Annotated in this window: 16 protein-coding genes; 6 read left to right on the top strand and 10 right to left on the bottom strand. The window is 67.1% G+C overall.

Annotated features, from left to right (window positions below):
• The first annotated feature begins 43 nt into the window (after nt 1-43).
• The 3 genes from AC0LPE_RS03930 to AC0LPE_RS03920 all read left to right on the top strand — a co-directional run bounded on the left by AC0LPE_RS03930 (nt 44) and on the right by AC0LPE_RS03920 (nt 2769).
• Nucleotides 44-1669, top strand: a complete 1626-nt coding sequence (locus tag AC0LPE_RS03930; RefSeq protein ID WP_455431349.1) for a sodium-dependent transporter — start codon at nt 44-46, stop codon at nt 1667-1669.
• The gene (locus AC0LPE_RS03925) at nt 1666-1773 is read left to right on the top strand and encodes a methionine/alanine import family NSS transporter small subunit (protein ID WP_006551747.1); all 108 of its coding nucleotides are present in this window, start codon (nt 1666-1668) and stop codon (nt 1771-1773) included. Before AC0LPE_RS03930 ends, AC0LPE_RS03925 begins: the two co-directional genes overlap by 4 nt.
• Nucleotides 1774-1941: 168 nt before the next feature.
• Nucleotides 1942-2769: a hypothetical protein gene (locus tag AC0LPE_RS03920; protein ID WP_088897851.1), complete on the top strand. Its 828-nt coding sequence runs from the start codon at nt 1942-1944 to the stop codon at nt 2767-2769.
• A gap of 34 nt (nt 2770-2803) precedes the next feature.
• Here AC0LPE_RS03920 and AC0LPE_RS03915 read toward each other — a convergent pair whose 3' ends face one another.
• On the bottom strand, nt 2804-3487 hold the full coding sequence (locus AC0LPE_RS03915; RefSeq protein WP_490605636.1) for a TetR family transcriptional regulator: 684 nt from the start codon (nt 3485-3487) through the stop codon (nt 2804-2806).
• A 163-nt stretch (nt 3488-3650) separates the two neighbouring features.
• Here AC0LPE_RS03915 and AC0LPE_RS03910 point away from each other — a divergent pair, with 163 nt between their 5' ends.
• Both AC0LPE_RS03910 and AC0LPE_RS03905 read left to right on the top strand, forming a co-directional pair.
• On the top strand, nt 3651-4496 hold the full coding sequence (locus tag AC0LPE_RS03910) for an LLM class F420-dependent oxidoreductase (protein ID WP_455408127.1): 846 nt from the start codon (nt 3651-3653) through the stop codon (nt 4494-4496).
• A gap of 22 nt (nt 4497-4518) precedes the next feature.
• A complete protein-coding gene (locus AC0LPE_RS03905; RefSeq protein ID WP_145691340.1) occupies nt 4519-5982 on the top strand; it encodes an FAD-dependent oxidoreductase in 1464 nt (487 codons plus the stop codon).
• Between the two features lie 49 nt (nt 5983-6031).
• Here AC0LPE_RS03905 and AC0LPE_RS03900 read toward each other — a convergent pair whose 3' ends face one another.
• From AC0LPE_RS03900 to AC0LPE_RS03860, 9 genes are all read right to left on the bottom strand, one after another.
• The gene (locus AC0LPE_RS03900; protein ID WP_490605635.1) at nt 6032-7609 is read right to left on the bottom strand and encodes a GMC oxidoreductase; all 1578 of its coding nucleotides are present in this window, start codon (nt 7607-7609) and stop codon (nt 6032-6034) included.
• Nucleotides 7610-7631: 22 nt separating this feature from the next.
• Entirely contained in the window at nt 7632-8891 is a 1260-nt protein-coding gene (locus AC0LPE_RS03895) for a hypothetical protein (RefSeq protein ID WP_088897855.1), read from the bottom strand.
• Nucleotides 8885-9436, bottom strand: coding sequence for a Cif family virulence factor (locus tag AC0LPE_RS03890; RefSeq protein ID WP_490605634.1), 552 nt, complete (start codon nt 9434-9436; stop codon nt 8885-8887). Before AC0LPE_RS03890 ends, AC0LPE_RS03895 begins: the two co-directional genes overlap by 7 nt.
• Nucleotides 9437-9451: 15 nt before the next feature.
• Complete coding sequence (locus tag AC0LPE_RS03885; RefSeq protein WP_088897856.1) at nt 9452-9646, bottom strand: ferredoxin; 195 nt, start codon at nt 9644-9646, stop codon at nt 9452-9454.
• Between the two features lie 7 nt (nt 9647-9653).
• Nucleotides 9654-11042: a cytochrome P450 gene (locus tag AC0LPE_RS03880; RefSeq protein ID WP_490605633.1), complete on the bottom strand. Its 1389-nt coding sequence runs from the start codon at nt 11040-11042 to the stop codon at nt 9654-9656.
• Nucleotides 11039-11824, bottom strand: coding sequence for an SDR family oxidoreductase (locus AC0LPE_RS03875; protein ID WP_145691345.1), 786 nt, complete (start codon nt 11822-11824; stop codon nt 11039-11041). The genes AC0LPE_RS03880 and AC0LPE_RS03875 overlap by 4 nt, the downstream gene beginning before the upstream one ends.
• Nucleotides 11817-13004: a cytochrome P450 gene (locus AC0LPE_RS03870; protein WP_016693013.1), complete on the bottom strand. Its 1188-nt coding sequence runs from the start codon at nt 13002-13004 to the stop codon at nt 11817-11819. Before AC0LPE_RS03870 ends, AC0LPE_RS03875 begins: the two co-directional genes overlap by 8 nt.
• Nucleotides 13005-13079: 75 nt before the next feature.
• Nucleotides 13080-13640, bottom strand: coding sequence for a TetR/AcrR family transcriptional regulator (locus AC0LPE_RS03865; protein ID WP_016693012.1), 561 nt, complete (start codon nt 13638-13640; stop codon nt 13080-13082).
• A 76-nt stretch (nt 13641-13716) separates the two neighbouring features.
• Nucleotides 13717-14943, bottom strand: coding sequence for a cytochrome P450 (locus tag AC0LPE_RS03860; RefSeq protein WP_268655184.1), 1227 nt, complete (start codon nt 14941-14943; stop codon nt 13717-13719).
• Nucleotides 14944-15030: 87 nt separating this feature from the next.
• On the opposite strand from AC0LPE_RS03860, the gene AC0LPE_RS03855 reads away from it, so the two are divergent.
• Nucleotides 15031-15627: a TetR/AcrR family transcriptional regulator gene (locus AC0LPE_RS03855; protein ID WP_490605632.1), complete on the top strand. Its 597-nt coding sequence runs from the start codon at nt 15031-15033 to the stop codon at nt 15625-15627.

The raw sequence follows: 15627 nt of genomic DNA, 5'->3' as shown, positions 1-15627 counted from the left end.
CGCCCGCGCGCCGGTCGGGGCGCTAGCGTTGTCCTCCATCCGAATGAATGGAGGGACGAGGTCCGTGGCACAGCACGAGGTCACACGTAAACGGGAGGTCTGGTCGGGCCGGTCGGTGTTCATCATGGCCGCAATCGGCTCGGCGGTCGGACTCGGCAACATCTGGCGCTTCCCGTACATCGCTTACGAGAACGGTGGTGGCGCATTCCTGATCCCGTATCTGGTCGCGCTGCTGACCGCGGGTATCCCCCTTCTCCTGGTCGACTACGCGATCGGGCACAAGTTCCGCGGCTCGCCGCCGCTGGCCTTCCGCAGACTGCGCCGCGGCGCCGAGTTCATCGGCTGGTGGCAGGTGCTGGTGTGCTTCGTCATCGGCGTGTACTACGCGGTGATCGTGGCTTGGGCCGCGCGGTACACCTTCTTCTCGATCACCGAGGCATGGGGCGACGATCCCGAAGGCTTCTTCATGAGTTCGTTCCTGAACCAGGACACCGATGCGACCTTCGGCCTGAGCTTCGTGCCGGGCGTCGCGTGGACGCTGCTGCTGGTCTGGATCGCGACGCTCGCGGTGCTCGCTCTCGGCGTCCAGCGCGGTATCGGCAACGCCAACCGGTTCTTCGTGCCGTTGCTGGTCCTGCTGTTCGGTGCGCTCGTCGTCCGGTCGCTGACCCTCGACGGCGCGACCACCGGTCTCGATGCGTTCTTCACCCCGAACTGGTCGGCGTTGACCGACACCGGGGTGTGGATCGCGGCGTACGCGCAGATCTTCTTCTCGCTGTCCGTCGCCTTCGGCATCATGGTGACCTACGCGTCGTACCTCAAGCGCAAGACGAACCTCACCGGTTCGGGTCTCGTGGTCGGGTTCTCGAACTCGAGCTTCGAGGTGCTCGCCGGCATCGGTGTCTTCTCCGCTCTCGGCTTCATGGCCCAGGCGCAAGGCGTCGAGGTCGGTGAGGTGGTCGCCGGCGGTATCGGTCTCGCCTTCATCGCCTTCCCGACGATCGTCTCGGAGATGCCCGGCGGCCCGCTCTTCGGTGTGCTGTTCTTCGGCTCGCTGGTCTTCGCCGGATTCACGTCGATGATCAGCATCATCCAGGTGACCGTTTCGGCCTTCCAGGACAAGACGGGCCTCGGCCGGGTGCCTGCCGTTCTCGCCATCGGTGGTGTGTCGGCGATCGTGTCGCTGCTGCTCTTCCCCACCACCACCGGCCTGAACACCCTCGACGTGGTGGACCGCTTCGCGAACCAGTTCGGCATCGTGGGTGTCGCCTTCGTGGCGCTCGTGGTGGTCGCGTGGATCTATCGTCGTCTGCCCGAACTCCGCGACCACCTCAACTCGGTGTCGTCGTTCAAGGTCGGCACGGGCTGGATGGTGTTCACGGGCATCATCACCCCGCTCGTCCTCGGCTACATGCTGTTCAGCGAGATCCGCGACCGTGTCCGCGACGGCTACGGCGGTCTTCCCGACAGCCTGGTCACGGCCTTCGGGTGGAGCGTGCAGGCCGGCGTGATCATCCTCGCCGTCCTCCTGACGTTCATCCCGTGGCGCAGGGGAATCGACGAGGAATACGAGCTGGACGAAAACCGTCCGCTCGCGTCCGCCCAGGCGCCTGCTTCGTCCGGCGATCCCTCGCCCGGACCCGACTCGTCCACCGGAGGTACCCGATGAGCACAGCGGCCGTCGCCATGATGATTCTCGCCCTCGTCACGCTGTGGGGCGGTCTCCTGCTGAGCATCCTGCATCTGCGAAAGCATCCGGACGATCCGGACTGATCATCTGCACAACCGACCCACATGGGTGTCGGTTCGGTAACACCACGGGGCGGCGCTCTGGCCGGAGCGCCGCCCTTGTGGTCTCCTGGAACGGTCGTACTCTAAACCTCTACTTTAGAGTTAGGTAGAGCCCGTCGGGTGTCACGACCCACAGGAGGAGAACCCCACATGAGCCGCAGACACCGCAATCGGATGCGTCGCATCTCGGCCGCCGCAGCCCTGACCGTCGCCGCCGGCCTGGCACTTCCCGCCGTCGCCGTCGCCGAACCCGCGCCCGCGGAGCCGGCAGCACCGGCGGAAGCGCCCGCCACGAGCCCGCTCGTGAGCTCGCTCGAAGCCCTCCGCGCGCTGCCCGGCGTCGATCCCACGACTCTCGCTGCTGCCGAAGCGATCGCGAACGCACGCGGAAGCGCGGTCGACGCGGCCGAAGCGACCCCGCTCGGCGCCTACGAGGACGGCATGGAGTTCCTGCGTCGCCTCGGCGTCGAACCGTTCCTCTACCCCACCGGCGCACCGTTCTGCACGGCCGACGGCGACCTGCCGCTGGGCACCGTGCCGGCCGTTGCGGGCGCTCTGCCCGGGCCGTGGCCGAACTCCGACATCCCGTTCGTGTCCGAGAACCTGAACGTCGTCTCCCCTGCCGAGACGCTCTTCGCCTTCGTCCCCGTCGGGCTCGAGGAGGACGCCGACACCTCGGGCATCCAGCTCGCGTGGTTCAACGTCAACACCTTCCAGGGCGGTTTCGTGCCGATGGGCACGCCGGAGGAGGCGGCCGCGGGCGCCATCCCGGCCGGGGTTCCCGAAGACCTGCGCGGGCTCGTCGAGCAGGCGATCACGACCTTCATTGCCGACACGCTGCCGCTGGGTGGTGTGCGGGTCGCGCCGGTCGAGACCGGATCGGGCACCGTGCTCTCGGCCGTCTTCGGCAACGTCCGCAACGGCGACGCGCAGTGCTTCTTCCTGCCCACGATCGGCATCGTGGACGTGCCGGCCTGATCGAACCCCGAACTCGAACTGCAGCGGGTGGGCCTCAGCTCGCCCGCTGCAGTCGATTCAGCCGGTCGAACACGAGCGTGACGGCGGTGTCCATGTGCGCGAGCACATCGTCGACCGACTGCCGGCCCGCCACCCACGCGACCAGCGCCGACATCCACACGTCGGCGATGATCCGCACGGCGTTGAGCACCTCTTCGGTGACGATGTCGATGCCCGCCGCCTGCGCGAACAGTCGGGTGAGCACCTCACCGAGACGGTCGAGTTCGGGCGCCGAGGACGCATCGGCGAACATCGCCGCCCGGATGAGCGCGTCGTAGCGCAGCGGATTCTCGGACAGCCGCGGCATCACCCCGCGCAGGACGCCCATGAGACGCTCGGCGGCACCGTCGCCCGGGATCTCCGCGGTGGTCACGGCTTCGGCGGCGGTCTCGAATTCGAATACGAGCGCCACGACGAGCAGGTGGTTCTTCGACGGGAAGTACCGGTAGACCGTGCCGAGAGCGACACCGGATCGGTCTGCGACCGCCCGCATCTGCACGGCGTCGTAGCCACCCTCGGAGGCGAGTTCCTCGGCGGAGGCGATGATCCGCATGTACCGCGCCCGCTGCGCCGGCCGCAGGCCCGCACCGGGCGACCGGGTGGACCCGAGGGCCGGTCGCGAGGTCTGCGTCGACGCCGACTCCTCGCCCGCGGTCTCCGTCGTCGACTGCTCCGTCATCACGCCACCTTCCGTTCATGCCCGTTTCGAGGATAGTTCAGCGTGGTGCGCCTGCCTTTTCGTACCGCCGACCGGCCACAATCAGACAGGTGTCCGGAAATCTCTTCCCTCCGGATGTAGAACGCGTTACATTTTCTCCGTCACCGTCTGGAGAGGGGCTGCTGTGCGCCACGGAATCACCCTGTTCACGAGCGACCGGGGAATCCGGCCCGAAGTCGCTGCCTCGACCGCGGAGAGTCGCGGTTTCGACAGTTTCTATGTGCCCGAACACACTCACATCCCGATCCGTCGCGAATCCGCGCATCCGGGAACGGGCAACGAGACCCTTCCCGACGACCGCTATATGCGCACCCTCGATCCGTGGGTGGCGCTCGGACTCGCCGCCGCGGTGACGTCGACGATCAAGTTGGGCACCTCCGTCGCACTGCCCCTCGAGCACGACCCCATCACGCTCGCCAAGACCATCGCGAGCCTCGATCACCTTTCCGGCGGCCGGGTGAACTTCGGTGTCGGATTCGGTTGGAACGCCGAGGAACTCGCCGACCACGGCGTACCGCCGAAGAAGAAGCGCACCGCGATGCGCCAGTATCTCGAAGCGATGCAGGCGCTGTGGACCGAGGAAGAGGCCTCCTACGAGGGAGACTTCGTCGCGTTCGGGCCGAGCTGGGCGTGGCCGAAACCCGTACAGCAGCCGCGGCCCCCGATCTTCCTCGGCGCCGGTTCCACCGACCGCAACTTCGACTGGATCGTCCGCCACGCCGACGGGTGGATCACCACACCCACGGAGAACAACGTCGTCGACAACGTCGCGCGCCTCCACAAGGCCTGGGCCGATGCCGGCCGTGCAGGGACTCCCGAGATCCTCGCCCTGGCAGGCCGTCACGACGCCGAGCAACTGAGGATCTGGGAGGACGCCGGGGTCACCGAGGTGATCTTCGGCCTGCCCGACCGTCCCCAGGACGACGTCGTCGCGTACATCGACCGACTCGCCTCGAAACTCGACCACTGATCACCGACCCGAACGGACCCCGATGAGCACCGATCTCCACCCCCTTCCCGCCGACAGCGTCTCCACCTGGGACCACGAAGCCGACGTCGTCGTCGCCGGTTACGGCATCGCCGGTGTCTCGGCGTCCATCGAGGCCGCCCGCGCGGGTGCCGACGTGCTCGTGCTCGAACGGACCGGGGGCTGGGGCGGTGCCGCCTCACTGTCGGGCGGCATCGTCTACCTCGGCGGCGGCACCCCGCTGCAGAAGGCCCTCGGATTCGACGACACACCCGAGAACATGAAGGCGTTCATGCTCGCCGCGCTCGGGCCGGGAGCCGACGAAGCGAAGATCACCGAGTACTGCGAAGGCAGCGTCGAACACTACGAGTGGCTCGTCGACAACGGTGTGGTGTTCAAGGAGAGCTTCTGGGGCGAACCCGGCTGGGAGATCCCCGGCGACGACGGCCTGATGTACTCCGGCGGCGAGAACTCCGCACCCTTCAACGAGATCGCGACGCCCGCGCCGCGCGGCCACGTCCCGCAGATGACCGACAAGCGCACCGGTGAGAAGGGCGGTGGGTACATGCTCATGCAGCCGCTCTCTCAGGTCGCCGAAAGTCTCGGTGTGCGCGCCGAATACGACGTGCGGGTGCAGCGGTTGATCGTCGACGGCGACGGACGCGTCGTGGGCCTGGTGGCCAAGCAGTACGGCAAGGACGTCCACATCCGGGCCCGCCGCGGCGTCGTCCTCGCGACCGGCAGTTTCGCGTACAACAAGGAGATGGTCGAGTCGTACGCGCCGCAGCTCAGCGGTCGCCCGGGTGCGGCGATCGAGGAGCACGACGGCCGCGCGATCCGCATGGCGCAGGCGCTCGGCGCCGATCTCGCGCACATGGATGCCACCGAGGTCGCCTTCTTCGGCGACCCGCAGTTGATGGCCCGGGGCATCCTCGTCAACGGCCGCGGTCAGCGCTACGTCCCCGAGGACACCTACCCCGGTCGCATCGGCCAGCTGACGCTGCTGAAGAACGACAACCAGGCGTACCTGATCATCGACGAACAGGCGTACGAGGAGGGTTGTGCGGCAACGAGTTCGACACCCTTCTTCAAGTTCCGACCGAAGTGGGTCGCGGAGACCGTCGCCGAACTCGAATCCGACATGGAGCTGCCGGCCGGCACGTTGCAGGCGACCGTCGAGGTCTACAACAAGCACGCGGAAAACGGCAGCGATCCGGTACTGGGCAAGAAGAGCGAGTGGGTCAAGCCCATCGGCAGCCCCATCGCAGCGCTCGATCTCCGCAACTGCACAGCAGGTTTCACGCTCGGCGGCCTGCGCACCTCGGTGAACTCGGAGGTACTGCACGTGTCCGGCGATCCGATCCCCGGCCTGTTCGCCGCGGGTCGCTGCACGTCGGGCGTGTGCGCCTGGGGGTATGCGAGCGGCACCTCGCTGGGCGACGGAAGCTTCTTCGGGCGTCGCGCCGGTCTGTCGGCCGCGAAGGGCTGAGACCGAAGGGGTGGTTCCGGTGGCCGAGCCACCGGAACCACCCGTCAGGTCAGAACACGCGGTCCAGGTCGCGCGAGACGATGTGGTCGGCGCCGTACTCGGCGAGCGCCGCGATCGTCATGGACGGATTGCACGCCCCGGTCGACCCCGGGATCTTGGCGCCGTCCACCACGTACAGGCCGGGCTGGCCGTGCACGCGACCCACGTCGTCGCACACCACCCCGAACGGCGCACCACCGAGCGGATGGAAGGTGTTGATGTCGACGGCGTTGACGTCGATGACGATCGCGGCCGGTCCCGCGATCCGCCGGATGCGGGCCTCGATCGCACGGGTGAGTTCCCGATCGTAGGCCTGATCCCAGTTCAGGACCGCATCGTCGCGGCCGGCGTCGTAGTGCCAGACTCCCCGGCCGTCGACGATCCCCAGACCGATCATCGTCGTCGTTCCCACATCGACGGGGAACGGCACCGGACCGGTGACGATCATCAACGGTCCGGCGGGGTCGGTGTAGTCGCGCATACCCACACAGGCGGGCCCGCCCTGATGGTCGCCGGGGCTGACGAGCGGACTCGTCACGGCGAACACCCGGTCACCGTTGTTGCCCCATCCCGTTCCGACGCCGTCGGGAAGATCGGGGACGAGTCCCTTCGCCTTCGCCTTCACGAGAAGACGGGTCGTGCCGGCCGATCCGCCGCCGAGAAACAACGCCGGTGTGATGATCCGCTTGCGTTCGAGAACCGTTCCGTCCGTGTGGATCCGGTCCACGTGCACGATCCAGGTGCCGTCCGGTGCCCGCTCGATGTCGTCGACCCGGTGCAGCGGCGCGACCGTGACGTGCCCCGTGCGTTCGGCTTCGGCGAGATAGGTGACGTCGACCGAGAACTTACCGCCGTTGTTGACTCCGTAGATGACGTCGCCGGTCGTGTAGGACGGTTTCAGTTCCCCGGTCAGCTCCCGTCGCGCGAAGTCCCAGTCGATGCACATCGGCACCCTGAACGTGTCGTAGCCCTCCGAACCTGCACGGTCCAGGAACTGGCGTGAGGAACGGTACCGATCGTGGTCGAGCAGATCGTCCGGGATGGTCGCGACCTGCAGCATCCCCGCCACCCGCCGATAGTGGTCGGAGGCCAGCAGCTCGTAATCGATACGCGAGGACACCGAATCGGAGAATCGCTGCCCGTCGGGCTGCACGGTCATGCCGTGATAGGCCAGCGAACTCCCGCCGACCCCCGCGCCGCACATGACGTCCATACCGTTCCCCGGAACCCGTTCGATGAGCCCGGTGAACGGTTCGGTCGGGATCGGCGGAGTACCGGTCATCACCGGGGCGGACGACAACCACGACATGCGCCGGTCCGGTTGCAGCATGTGTGGGAACGTCTCGGCGTTCGGCCCGGTGGGCCAGCGGATGCCCCGTTCGAGGACCAGGGTCTGCACACCGGCCCGGCCGAGATGCAGCGCGGTGATCGCACCGCCGAATCCGCTGCCCACGACGACCGCCCGATGGCGCTCCTCGGTGACCTCGGCGCGTGCGCGTGGGATCGGGGACAACGACAACGCGGCAACAGCCGCACCGCCGACGACGGTTCCCCGCAGGAAGGTACGGCGGGACAGCGCAGTATTCACGAATGGCTCTCCTGGAGCGTGGTCAGACAACCGTGAGCGGGAGGGGGATACCCCGATCCTCGAAGACGAAGGACGAACCCGTGCTGAAGCGGGTGATGGCGACCTCGTCGCACTCGTTCGCCGGGGATTCGGCACGGAACACCTCGACGACCAGTGCCTCTTCGGTCTCGGAGACCAGGCGGGTGGTGAAGTGCGGATCCACACCACGCACCAGGGCGTCGAGCGGACCGAGGTGTTCGGGGTCGATCAGGGTGGGCCAGGACCCGTCGTCGAAGGCGCCACCTCGCCGGTTGATCCGGAGACCCAGCGCGTCGTCGTCGAAACAGATCACCCGATCGACGTACCGGTGCGGTGCCAGCAGCGGATGCACGTCGAGTACCGCGGCCAGGCCGGCGAACGAGCGCGGCAGTCCCAGCGCGGTACGGATGCGCTCGGACGTGATGCCGGCGATGCCGGTGAGCTGCTTACGGGTCAGCTCGATCGCGGACTGCTCGTCGGTCCGCTTGCGCACACTCATGAGGAAGCCGAGAGCGAGCAGGTGATGTTGCAGGCACACCTCTTCGGCGATGCGTACCAGGGCCGACTTCGAGAACTCGTCGAACCGGAGGTCTGCGAGGAGAGGTCCCGAATAGTCGTGTCTCCCTTCACCGTCCCGGTCGATCGGACTCAGCTCGAGTGCCACGGCCGCGGTCCGGCCGAGCGCTTCGGTGTGTGGTTCGACAGCCGGTGGTTCGTACGACGCGTCGATCGTGACCGTCCATGCGCAGTGCGGGTGCCGATCGGCCGGCGCGCGGGGCGGCCGATGGATCGGCCGCACCCTCGCGTGCGGATTGGTGGCGAGGGCGGTGGCGTCGAAGGTCGGGTCCTCGATGTCGTGGCACATCGCGGTCACGTAGGCGTCGCCGAGCGGCTCGACGTCCATCAGTGCCCCGCAGTGGTCGAGCCAGAACTCGCCGTGGTCGCGGTCGTGGACGCGATAGCGGAAGTCCATGAACTGCGGGGGCGCCCCGATGTCGAGTTGCATGCCCTTGAAGATGGTGACGACGTCGTCGCCCTCGAACTTCAGGGCACGCTGCATGCGGCGCGTGTACCACGGCGAGGACGCCTGCCATTCCTCGATGGCCACCTCCGCCATGCCCTCCCGACCGAACGCCGAGATCAGATGTGCCATCCCCGAACGGTCGATGAGCTGACCGCACAGCAACAGTTCGGGGACGAGCACGGCGAGGTCGGTGCGGGAGAGCGCGGCGAACGATCCGCCGGTGTCCACAGCGGTCACCACAACGGGACCGGCGACTCGCCGACCCGGTACCAGCCGGGAAGCCGCTTCTTCCCCGTCGATCGCTCGATCCGCTTCTGCATACCGTCGGACAGCGCATTCGCCGTGATCATCTCGAGGAACAGGTGCGAGACGTTGCCGAAGTCGAAGAAGTCGCGCTGCCACGACCACTGGAAGTTGCCGCCGTACCGGAACCAGCTCCCGCCGATACCGTGCACGGAGTAGTGCTCACCGTTCTCACGGGTCCTGTCGGCGACCTGCTTCCAGAAGCCGATCACGTCGCCGGAGCGTTCGTCGACGACGAACTGCTGGTAGGGATACTGCCAGCCTTCGAGCCCGTCCATCTCCTGGCCCAGTGCGAGATCGCGGATCTCCTCGCGGCCCACGGCCATGAACTCGTCCTTCGGACCGTAGTTCCAGCCGTAGGTGGCGTCCTCGGCGTACATGTCGGCCAAAGGCTTCCAATCGCCTTCGGCCTCGGCCCGCTTGTTGGCGTCGACCCAGCGGGTGATCATCTCGTCGAGCTCGGCACGATCGAACGTGGCCATCCTGTCTCCTGGTCCTCAGTCTTCGACGATGCGAAGGGCTTGGGTGGGGCAGTACTTCACAGCTGCTCGTACGTCGGCATGCATCTCCTCCGGCACCGGATCGAGGAGGATCTCCACCTCACCCCGTTTGGCGACGGAGAAGACGTCCGGGGCTTCCATCGAGCACATCGCGTGTCCCTGACACAGATCGAGATCTGCTTCGATCCTCATCCGAACCTCACTCCTGCGTCGCCATGCCGGTGTCCGACGCCGCCCGGGTGCGTCGTCGGTACCGCACAGCACACGGCTGTTCGAGTTGGACCACCATCTTGGAGTGGTCGTTGCGATAGGTCTCGGGCGGCTGGGACAGTTCGAACTCGAAGTCGCGCAGCAGAACCGAGAATATCGCCTTCAGCTGCATGAGCGCGAACGCCGCTCCCACACAGCGGTGCCGGCCGGCCCCGAACGGGATCCAGGTCCACCGGTTGACGATGTCCTCCTGGTTCGGGTCGATGTAGCGGCCGGGATCGAAGGCATCGGGATCCGGGAAGTCCTCCGGGATGCGGTTGGAGATCGCCGGTGTCGCACCGACGAGATCGCCCTCCGAGATCCGATAGCCGGCGACCTCGAAGTCGTCGCGCGCGACCCGAAGGAGCAGGATCAGCGGCGGATGCAGGCGCAGCGTCTCCTTGAGGACCGCTTCGAGCACCGGGATCTGCCGCAGCGCATGGAAACTCACACTCTCGCCGTCGGAGTAGAGGACGTCGAGTTCGGCGGTGACCTGCTGCATGTACTCGGGGTTGCGCAGCAGTTCGATGAGCGCCCAGGCCGCCGTGCCCGAGGTGGTGTGGTGGCCGGCGAACATCATCGAGATGAAGATGCCGGTGATCTCGTCGGCGCTGAAACGTTCCTTGCCGTCCTCGTCCTTGATGGAGACGAGGACGTCGAGCATGTCGCGGTCCTCCTTGCCCTGCGGCGGGTTCGCGATGCGCCCGTCCATGATCTCCTGCACGAGGGCCACGAGTCCGCGGCGGGCCTCGTCGCGTCGCCGGAAACTCTCGATCGGCGCGTAGGGATCGACGAAGGCCAGGGCGTCGGTGCCCTTCTCGAGGTCGTGGTAGAGGTGGGCGAATCGTCCGTCGAGCTGGTCGCGGAACTTCTTGCCGATCAGGCAGGCCGACGACGTGTAGATCGTCAGCTCGGCGAAGAACTCGAGCAGGTCGATCTCGCCTTCGTCGCCCCAGCCGGCGACCATGTCCTGCACCTCGCGGTCGATGGTCGCCGCGTGGCCCCGCATCTGTTCGCCACGCAGCGCCGAATTGTGCAGCATCTCCTTGCGGCGCTCGGGGCTGGCGTCGAAGACGACGCCCTCGCCGAAGACCGGCTTCATGAACGGATAGGCGGCCTGCTGGTCGAGATCCTCGTCCGCAGCCCGGAAGAAGAACTCGTTGGCCTCTGCACCGGAGAGGAGTACGACCTTCTTGTCGGCGAGCTGGAAGACCCCGACGTCGCCGCACTCCTCACGCACCCGGCGCATGAGCGCGATGGGATCGGTGCGCAGTTCCTCGAGGTGGCCGTGTTCGTGTTCGCCGCCGGACACACGCCGGGGTTCGACGAGTGTGGTCATGGATTGTCCTTCCGCAGGGGTGCTTCGGGTTGAACCTCGATGAGCACGATGTGGGCGCCGCGGGGGGCCGAGACGACCGAGAGCGCGGCCGCGGCGATGTCGGATGCACGAAGGAAGTAGGGGTGTCGCGCGAATCCCCATGTGCCCCAGTCCTCGAGCATCGGTTCGAGCACCTCGGCCGGCGCGGTCATGCCGGCGCCGGTCTGTGTCGGTCCGGGACGCACGACCGACGCGCGGACTCCCGTGCCCTCGAGTTCCATCCGCATCTCGCGGACGAGCGCTTCGAGGCCGGTCTTGGCGGCGTTGTAGGCACCCATCCACGGCCGGGGCAGCACGGCACAGTCGGATCCGATCACGACGAAGTCGCCGCGCTTGCGTTCGATCATGCCGGGCAGCGCGCGGTGGGCCAGGCGTTGCGTGCCCATCAGGTGCACGTTGACCTGGAAGGCGAACCGATCGGGGTCCATCTCGTGCGGCAACGCGAAATCCATGTCGCCCGCGCCCGAGACGACGATCTCCGCGGGGCCCAGAGCCTCTTCCGCTGCGGTGACGAACTCGTCGACGGACTCGGTGGACGACACGTCGAGGAAGTGGGCGAAGGCCTCGCCGCCCTCACCGCGGATCTTCTCCGCGATCGCCGCGCACTCCTCCACGCGGCGCGCACCGAGTGCGACGGGGTGTCCGGCCTCGGCGAGCGCGTAGGCGGTGGCGGTACCGATTCCCGAGGAGGCCCCGGCGACCAGCGCGGGACGACGTTCGGGGTGGGGTTCGAATCTAGGCATGTCGTTCGGTTACCTCTACAGGAAGGGCCGCGAAGCCTCGGACATTGGTGGAATGGACACGTTCGCAGCGGTCCTCGTCGATCTCGTAGTCGGCGACGCGCCGGGCGAACTGTTCGAGCGCGATGTTCGCCTCGAGGCGGGCCAGGTGCGCACCGAGGCAGAAGTGGACTCCCCCACCGAAACTGGCGATCTTCTGGGAGCTGTCCCGTCCGATGCGGAAGTCGTCGGCGGCGTCGAATACGTCGGAATCGCGGTTGGCGGATCCGATGAGCAGCAGGACCTTGTCGCCGGACCGGATGGTGGCGTCGTGCAGTTCGATGTCGGCGACGGCGGTGCGGGCGACGATCTGGCTCGAAGTGTCGTAGCGCAGGGTCTCCTCCGTCCACTGCGGTGCGCGGGCGGGATCGTGGAGGACCTGCGCCACCTCGGACTTGTTGTGCGCGCCCCAGTAGAGGGCGTTGCCGAGCAGTTTCGTGGTGGTCTCGTTGCCCGCGACCACCATGAGGAACATGAAGCCGATGATCTCGTCGTCGGTGAGCCGGTCGCCGTCGATCTCGGCTTCCAGCAACGCCGACGTGAGGTCGGAGGTCTCCTTCTTCCGGCGTTCGGCGAGCATGTCGGCGTAATAACCGACGAGGTGCAGCGATGCCTCCATCGCGGCGACCGGCACGTCGAGCACGCCCTCCTCGCGGTGGACGACGAGATCGGCGAGACGGCGGATCTCGCTGCGGTCGGATTCGGGCACACCCATCAGTTCGGAGATCACGTCCATGGGCAGCTTGCCCGCGAACTCCGAGATCCAGTCGAATTCCCCTGCCTCCACAGCGGGTTCGAGGTAGCGCAGCGTCAGTTCGAGGATGCGCTCTTCGAGGTCGGCGACGCGGCGCGGAGTGAACCCCTTGGAGACGAGGCGGCGCATGCGCATGTGCCGCGGGTCGTCCATGGCGAGGAAGGACATCACCTTGTGGGCGTTGGGCCCGTAGGCGGACGGATCGAGCGAGACACCGTTGGCGCTCGAGAGGCGAGTGTTGTCGCGGAAGGCCGCGACGACGTCGGCGTGGCGGGACAGGGCCCAGAATCCGAGGTCGGGGTTGTGGTAGGCCGGGTCCTCCTCACGGAGGCGGCGGTAGGTGGGATACGGATCTTCGTGGAAGGCGTAGTCGTACGGGTTGAAGATCACGGGGCCGAGCGTCGGTGGATCGGGCGAAGCGGGCCCTGCGTGCGACGCGGAGCCCGGGGATGCCTGGATCATGGATCACTCCAATAGAAGTCGGGCGGATGTCTCCAGCCTGTCGGCGAGTTTCTCGTAGGTGCCGTAGCCCATGCCGGCCCGGACGAGCGCGCCGGCGTAGAGCAGTTCGAGTGCTTCGAGTTCGTCCGGATCGGAGTCGGCGCCGAGCGCTGCCGAGATCCGGTGACGGATGTCGAGTCCGATGCGCGCACGCAGGTGTTCGACATCGGGGTCGTGACCGAGCAGTGCACTGGTGACGGCGGCGGCGAGTTCGGGTTCGTCGGCCAGCAGCAGCGCGATTCCCCTCAGCACCGCGACCACCCGATCGGCACGGCTCGTGCTCTCGGCGTCGGCCGTGGGAGCGTTGGCCAAGCGACGCCAGAACACCTCCGCGACGAGGTGTTCCTTGGACGAGAAGTAGGTGTAGGCGGTGGCCGGGGCGACTCCGGCGCGGGCGGCGACCATACGCACCGTCAACCCCGTGAAGCCCTCCTCGCGGAGCACCTCGACCGCAGCCTGCGTGAGCCTCGCAACCGTGTCGGCCTGCTTCTCGGTCAGGCGACGGCGGGTCGATTCGAGATTCACGTTTCTGGACACGTGTCTGGACATTACTACGGTCGGAGGGGGTCGGCAATGCCCGCGTCGCGTTCATTCGACGAATTCAGTGCTCTCGTGGGTGGATACGGACGGGCATGGACTTGATGCCGTTGATGAAGTTCGACCGCAACCGCCGCGGTTCGCCGGCCGGCTCGACCCGGTCGATACGGGCGGCGAGGGTCTCGAACATGATCCGCAGTTCGAGTCGCGCCAGATGCGCCCCGAGGCAGAAGTGCACACCCGTCCCGCCGAAGGCGACGTGCGGATTGTGCTCGCGTCCGATGTCGAAGACGTGCGCGTCGTCGAAGATCTCCTCGTCGCGGTTCGCACTCGGGTAGTACATGATCACCTTGTCGCCCCGTTCGACCTGCTGGTCGCCGATCGAGGCCGGGCAGGTGGGCGTGCGGCGGAAGCCCACCACGGGCGTGACCCAGCGCAGAACCTCCTCCACGGCGCTGTCGATCAGGCCGGGATCGTCCTGCAGCCTGCGCCATTGTTCGGGATGATCGACGAAGGCCTGCATCCCGCCCGAGATCGCGTTGCGCGTCGTCTCGTTGCCCGCGATGACGAGCAGGACGAAGAACATGTCGAACTCCATCTCGGAGAGCGTGTCGCCGTTCTCGTCGGGACACACCAGCTTCGAGACGATGTCGTCGCGCGGTTCGGCTCGCCGTTGCGCGGCGATCTCGTTGGCGTACAGGAAGATCTCGGCGGCGGCGAGTTCGCCGTCCTCCTGGGTGGTGCCGTATTCGGGGTCGTCCCAGCCGATCATGCGGTTCGACCAGTCGTACAGCTTCCCGACGTCCTCGGCCGGTGCGCCGAGCAGCGCTGCGATCACCTCCAGCGGCAGGGGTGCCGAGATCGCCGGGACGAAGTCGATCACCGCGCCGTCGCGTGCGGCCTCGATCGCTGCGTCGACGGTGCGTTCACACGTCTGCCGGATACGCTCCTCGAGCGTCTTCACCATGCGGGGGGTGAAACCTCGGCTGACGAGTTGCCGCAGGCGGGTGTGCTCCGGCGGGTCGAGATTGAGCAGCATGGACGCCTGTTTCAGGCGTGTCTCCTCGTCGAAATCGTCGATCTGGGTGGTTCCGAGCGCCGAGGAGAAGGTCGTGCTGTCGCGGGAGACCGCGATGACATCGGCGTGCCGGGTGACGGCCCAGAAGCCCGCGGTGCCCTCCTCGGGTTGGCGGTGGACCGGACAGGTGCGCCGGAGTTCGGAGAAGTAGTCGTGCGGGACCCCCTGGGTGAAGACGTCGGGATTCTTGAGATCTGTGGGTGAAGTCGTCATGAAGCCGCTCTCGTGGGATTGTACGAATGGCATTCGTTTACAAACTACTCACGTTCGTTTGGAATGGAAGCCCCTTAGACTGCTTTCATGGCAGACGACAACTCCCGGCCCGTGCGCCGACGGACACTGACCCGCGACAAGGTCGTCGCGGCAGCGCTCGGAATCGTCGACGAGCTGGGATGGGAACAGCTCACGATGAGCACCCTCTCGTCGCGCTTGGGAATCGTCACGGCCTCGCTGTACAACCACGTCCGCAATCTCGACGACGTGCGGGCGACCGTGCAGATCCGCGCGATGAGCGATCTCGGAGCGCACCTGCGCGAGGTCGCGATGGGCCGCAGCGGTGCCGACGGGCTTCGCGCCCTCATCGACGCCCACCACACCTGGGCCCTCGAACATCCCCGTCGCTACGAGGCATTGACCACCGCACCGGTCGACCGCGACGGCCTGCTCGCCGCCGCACTGGATGCCAATGTCGCCCTGCGCACGATGCTCGCATCCTGCGGCGTTCCGGAGGAGGAGACTCTCGAGGCCGCGGTCGGCATGTTCGCCGCCCTGCACGGCTTCGCGGTCCTCCAGAGCAGCGGCTTCCTCGGCGACGAACTCGACCTCGACCACATCTACGAGACGGTCGTGCGCGGAGTTCTGACCGGCGCCTCCCTCGACCCCACGAAGACGCGCTAG

Source organism: Rhodococcus sp. S3, from assembly GCF_058211795.1.
This window is presented reverse-complemented; position numbering and strand designations above follow the sequence as displayed.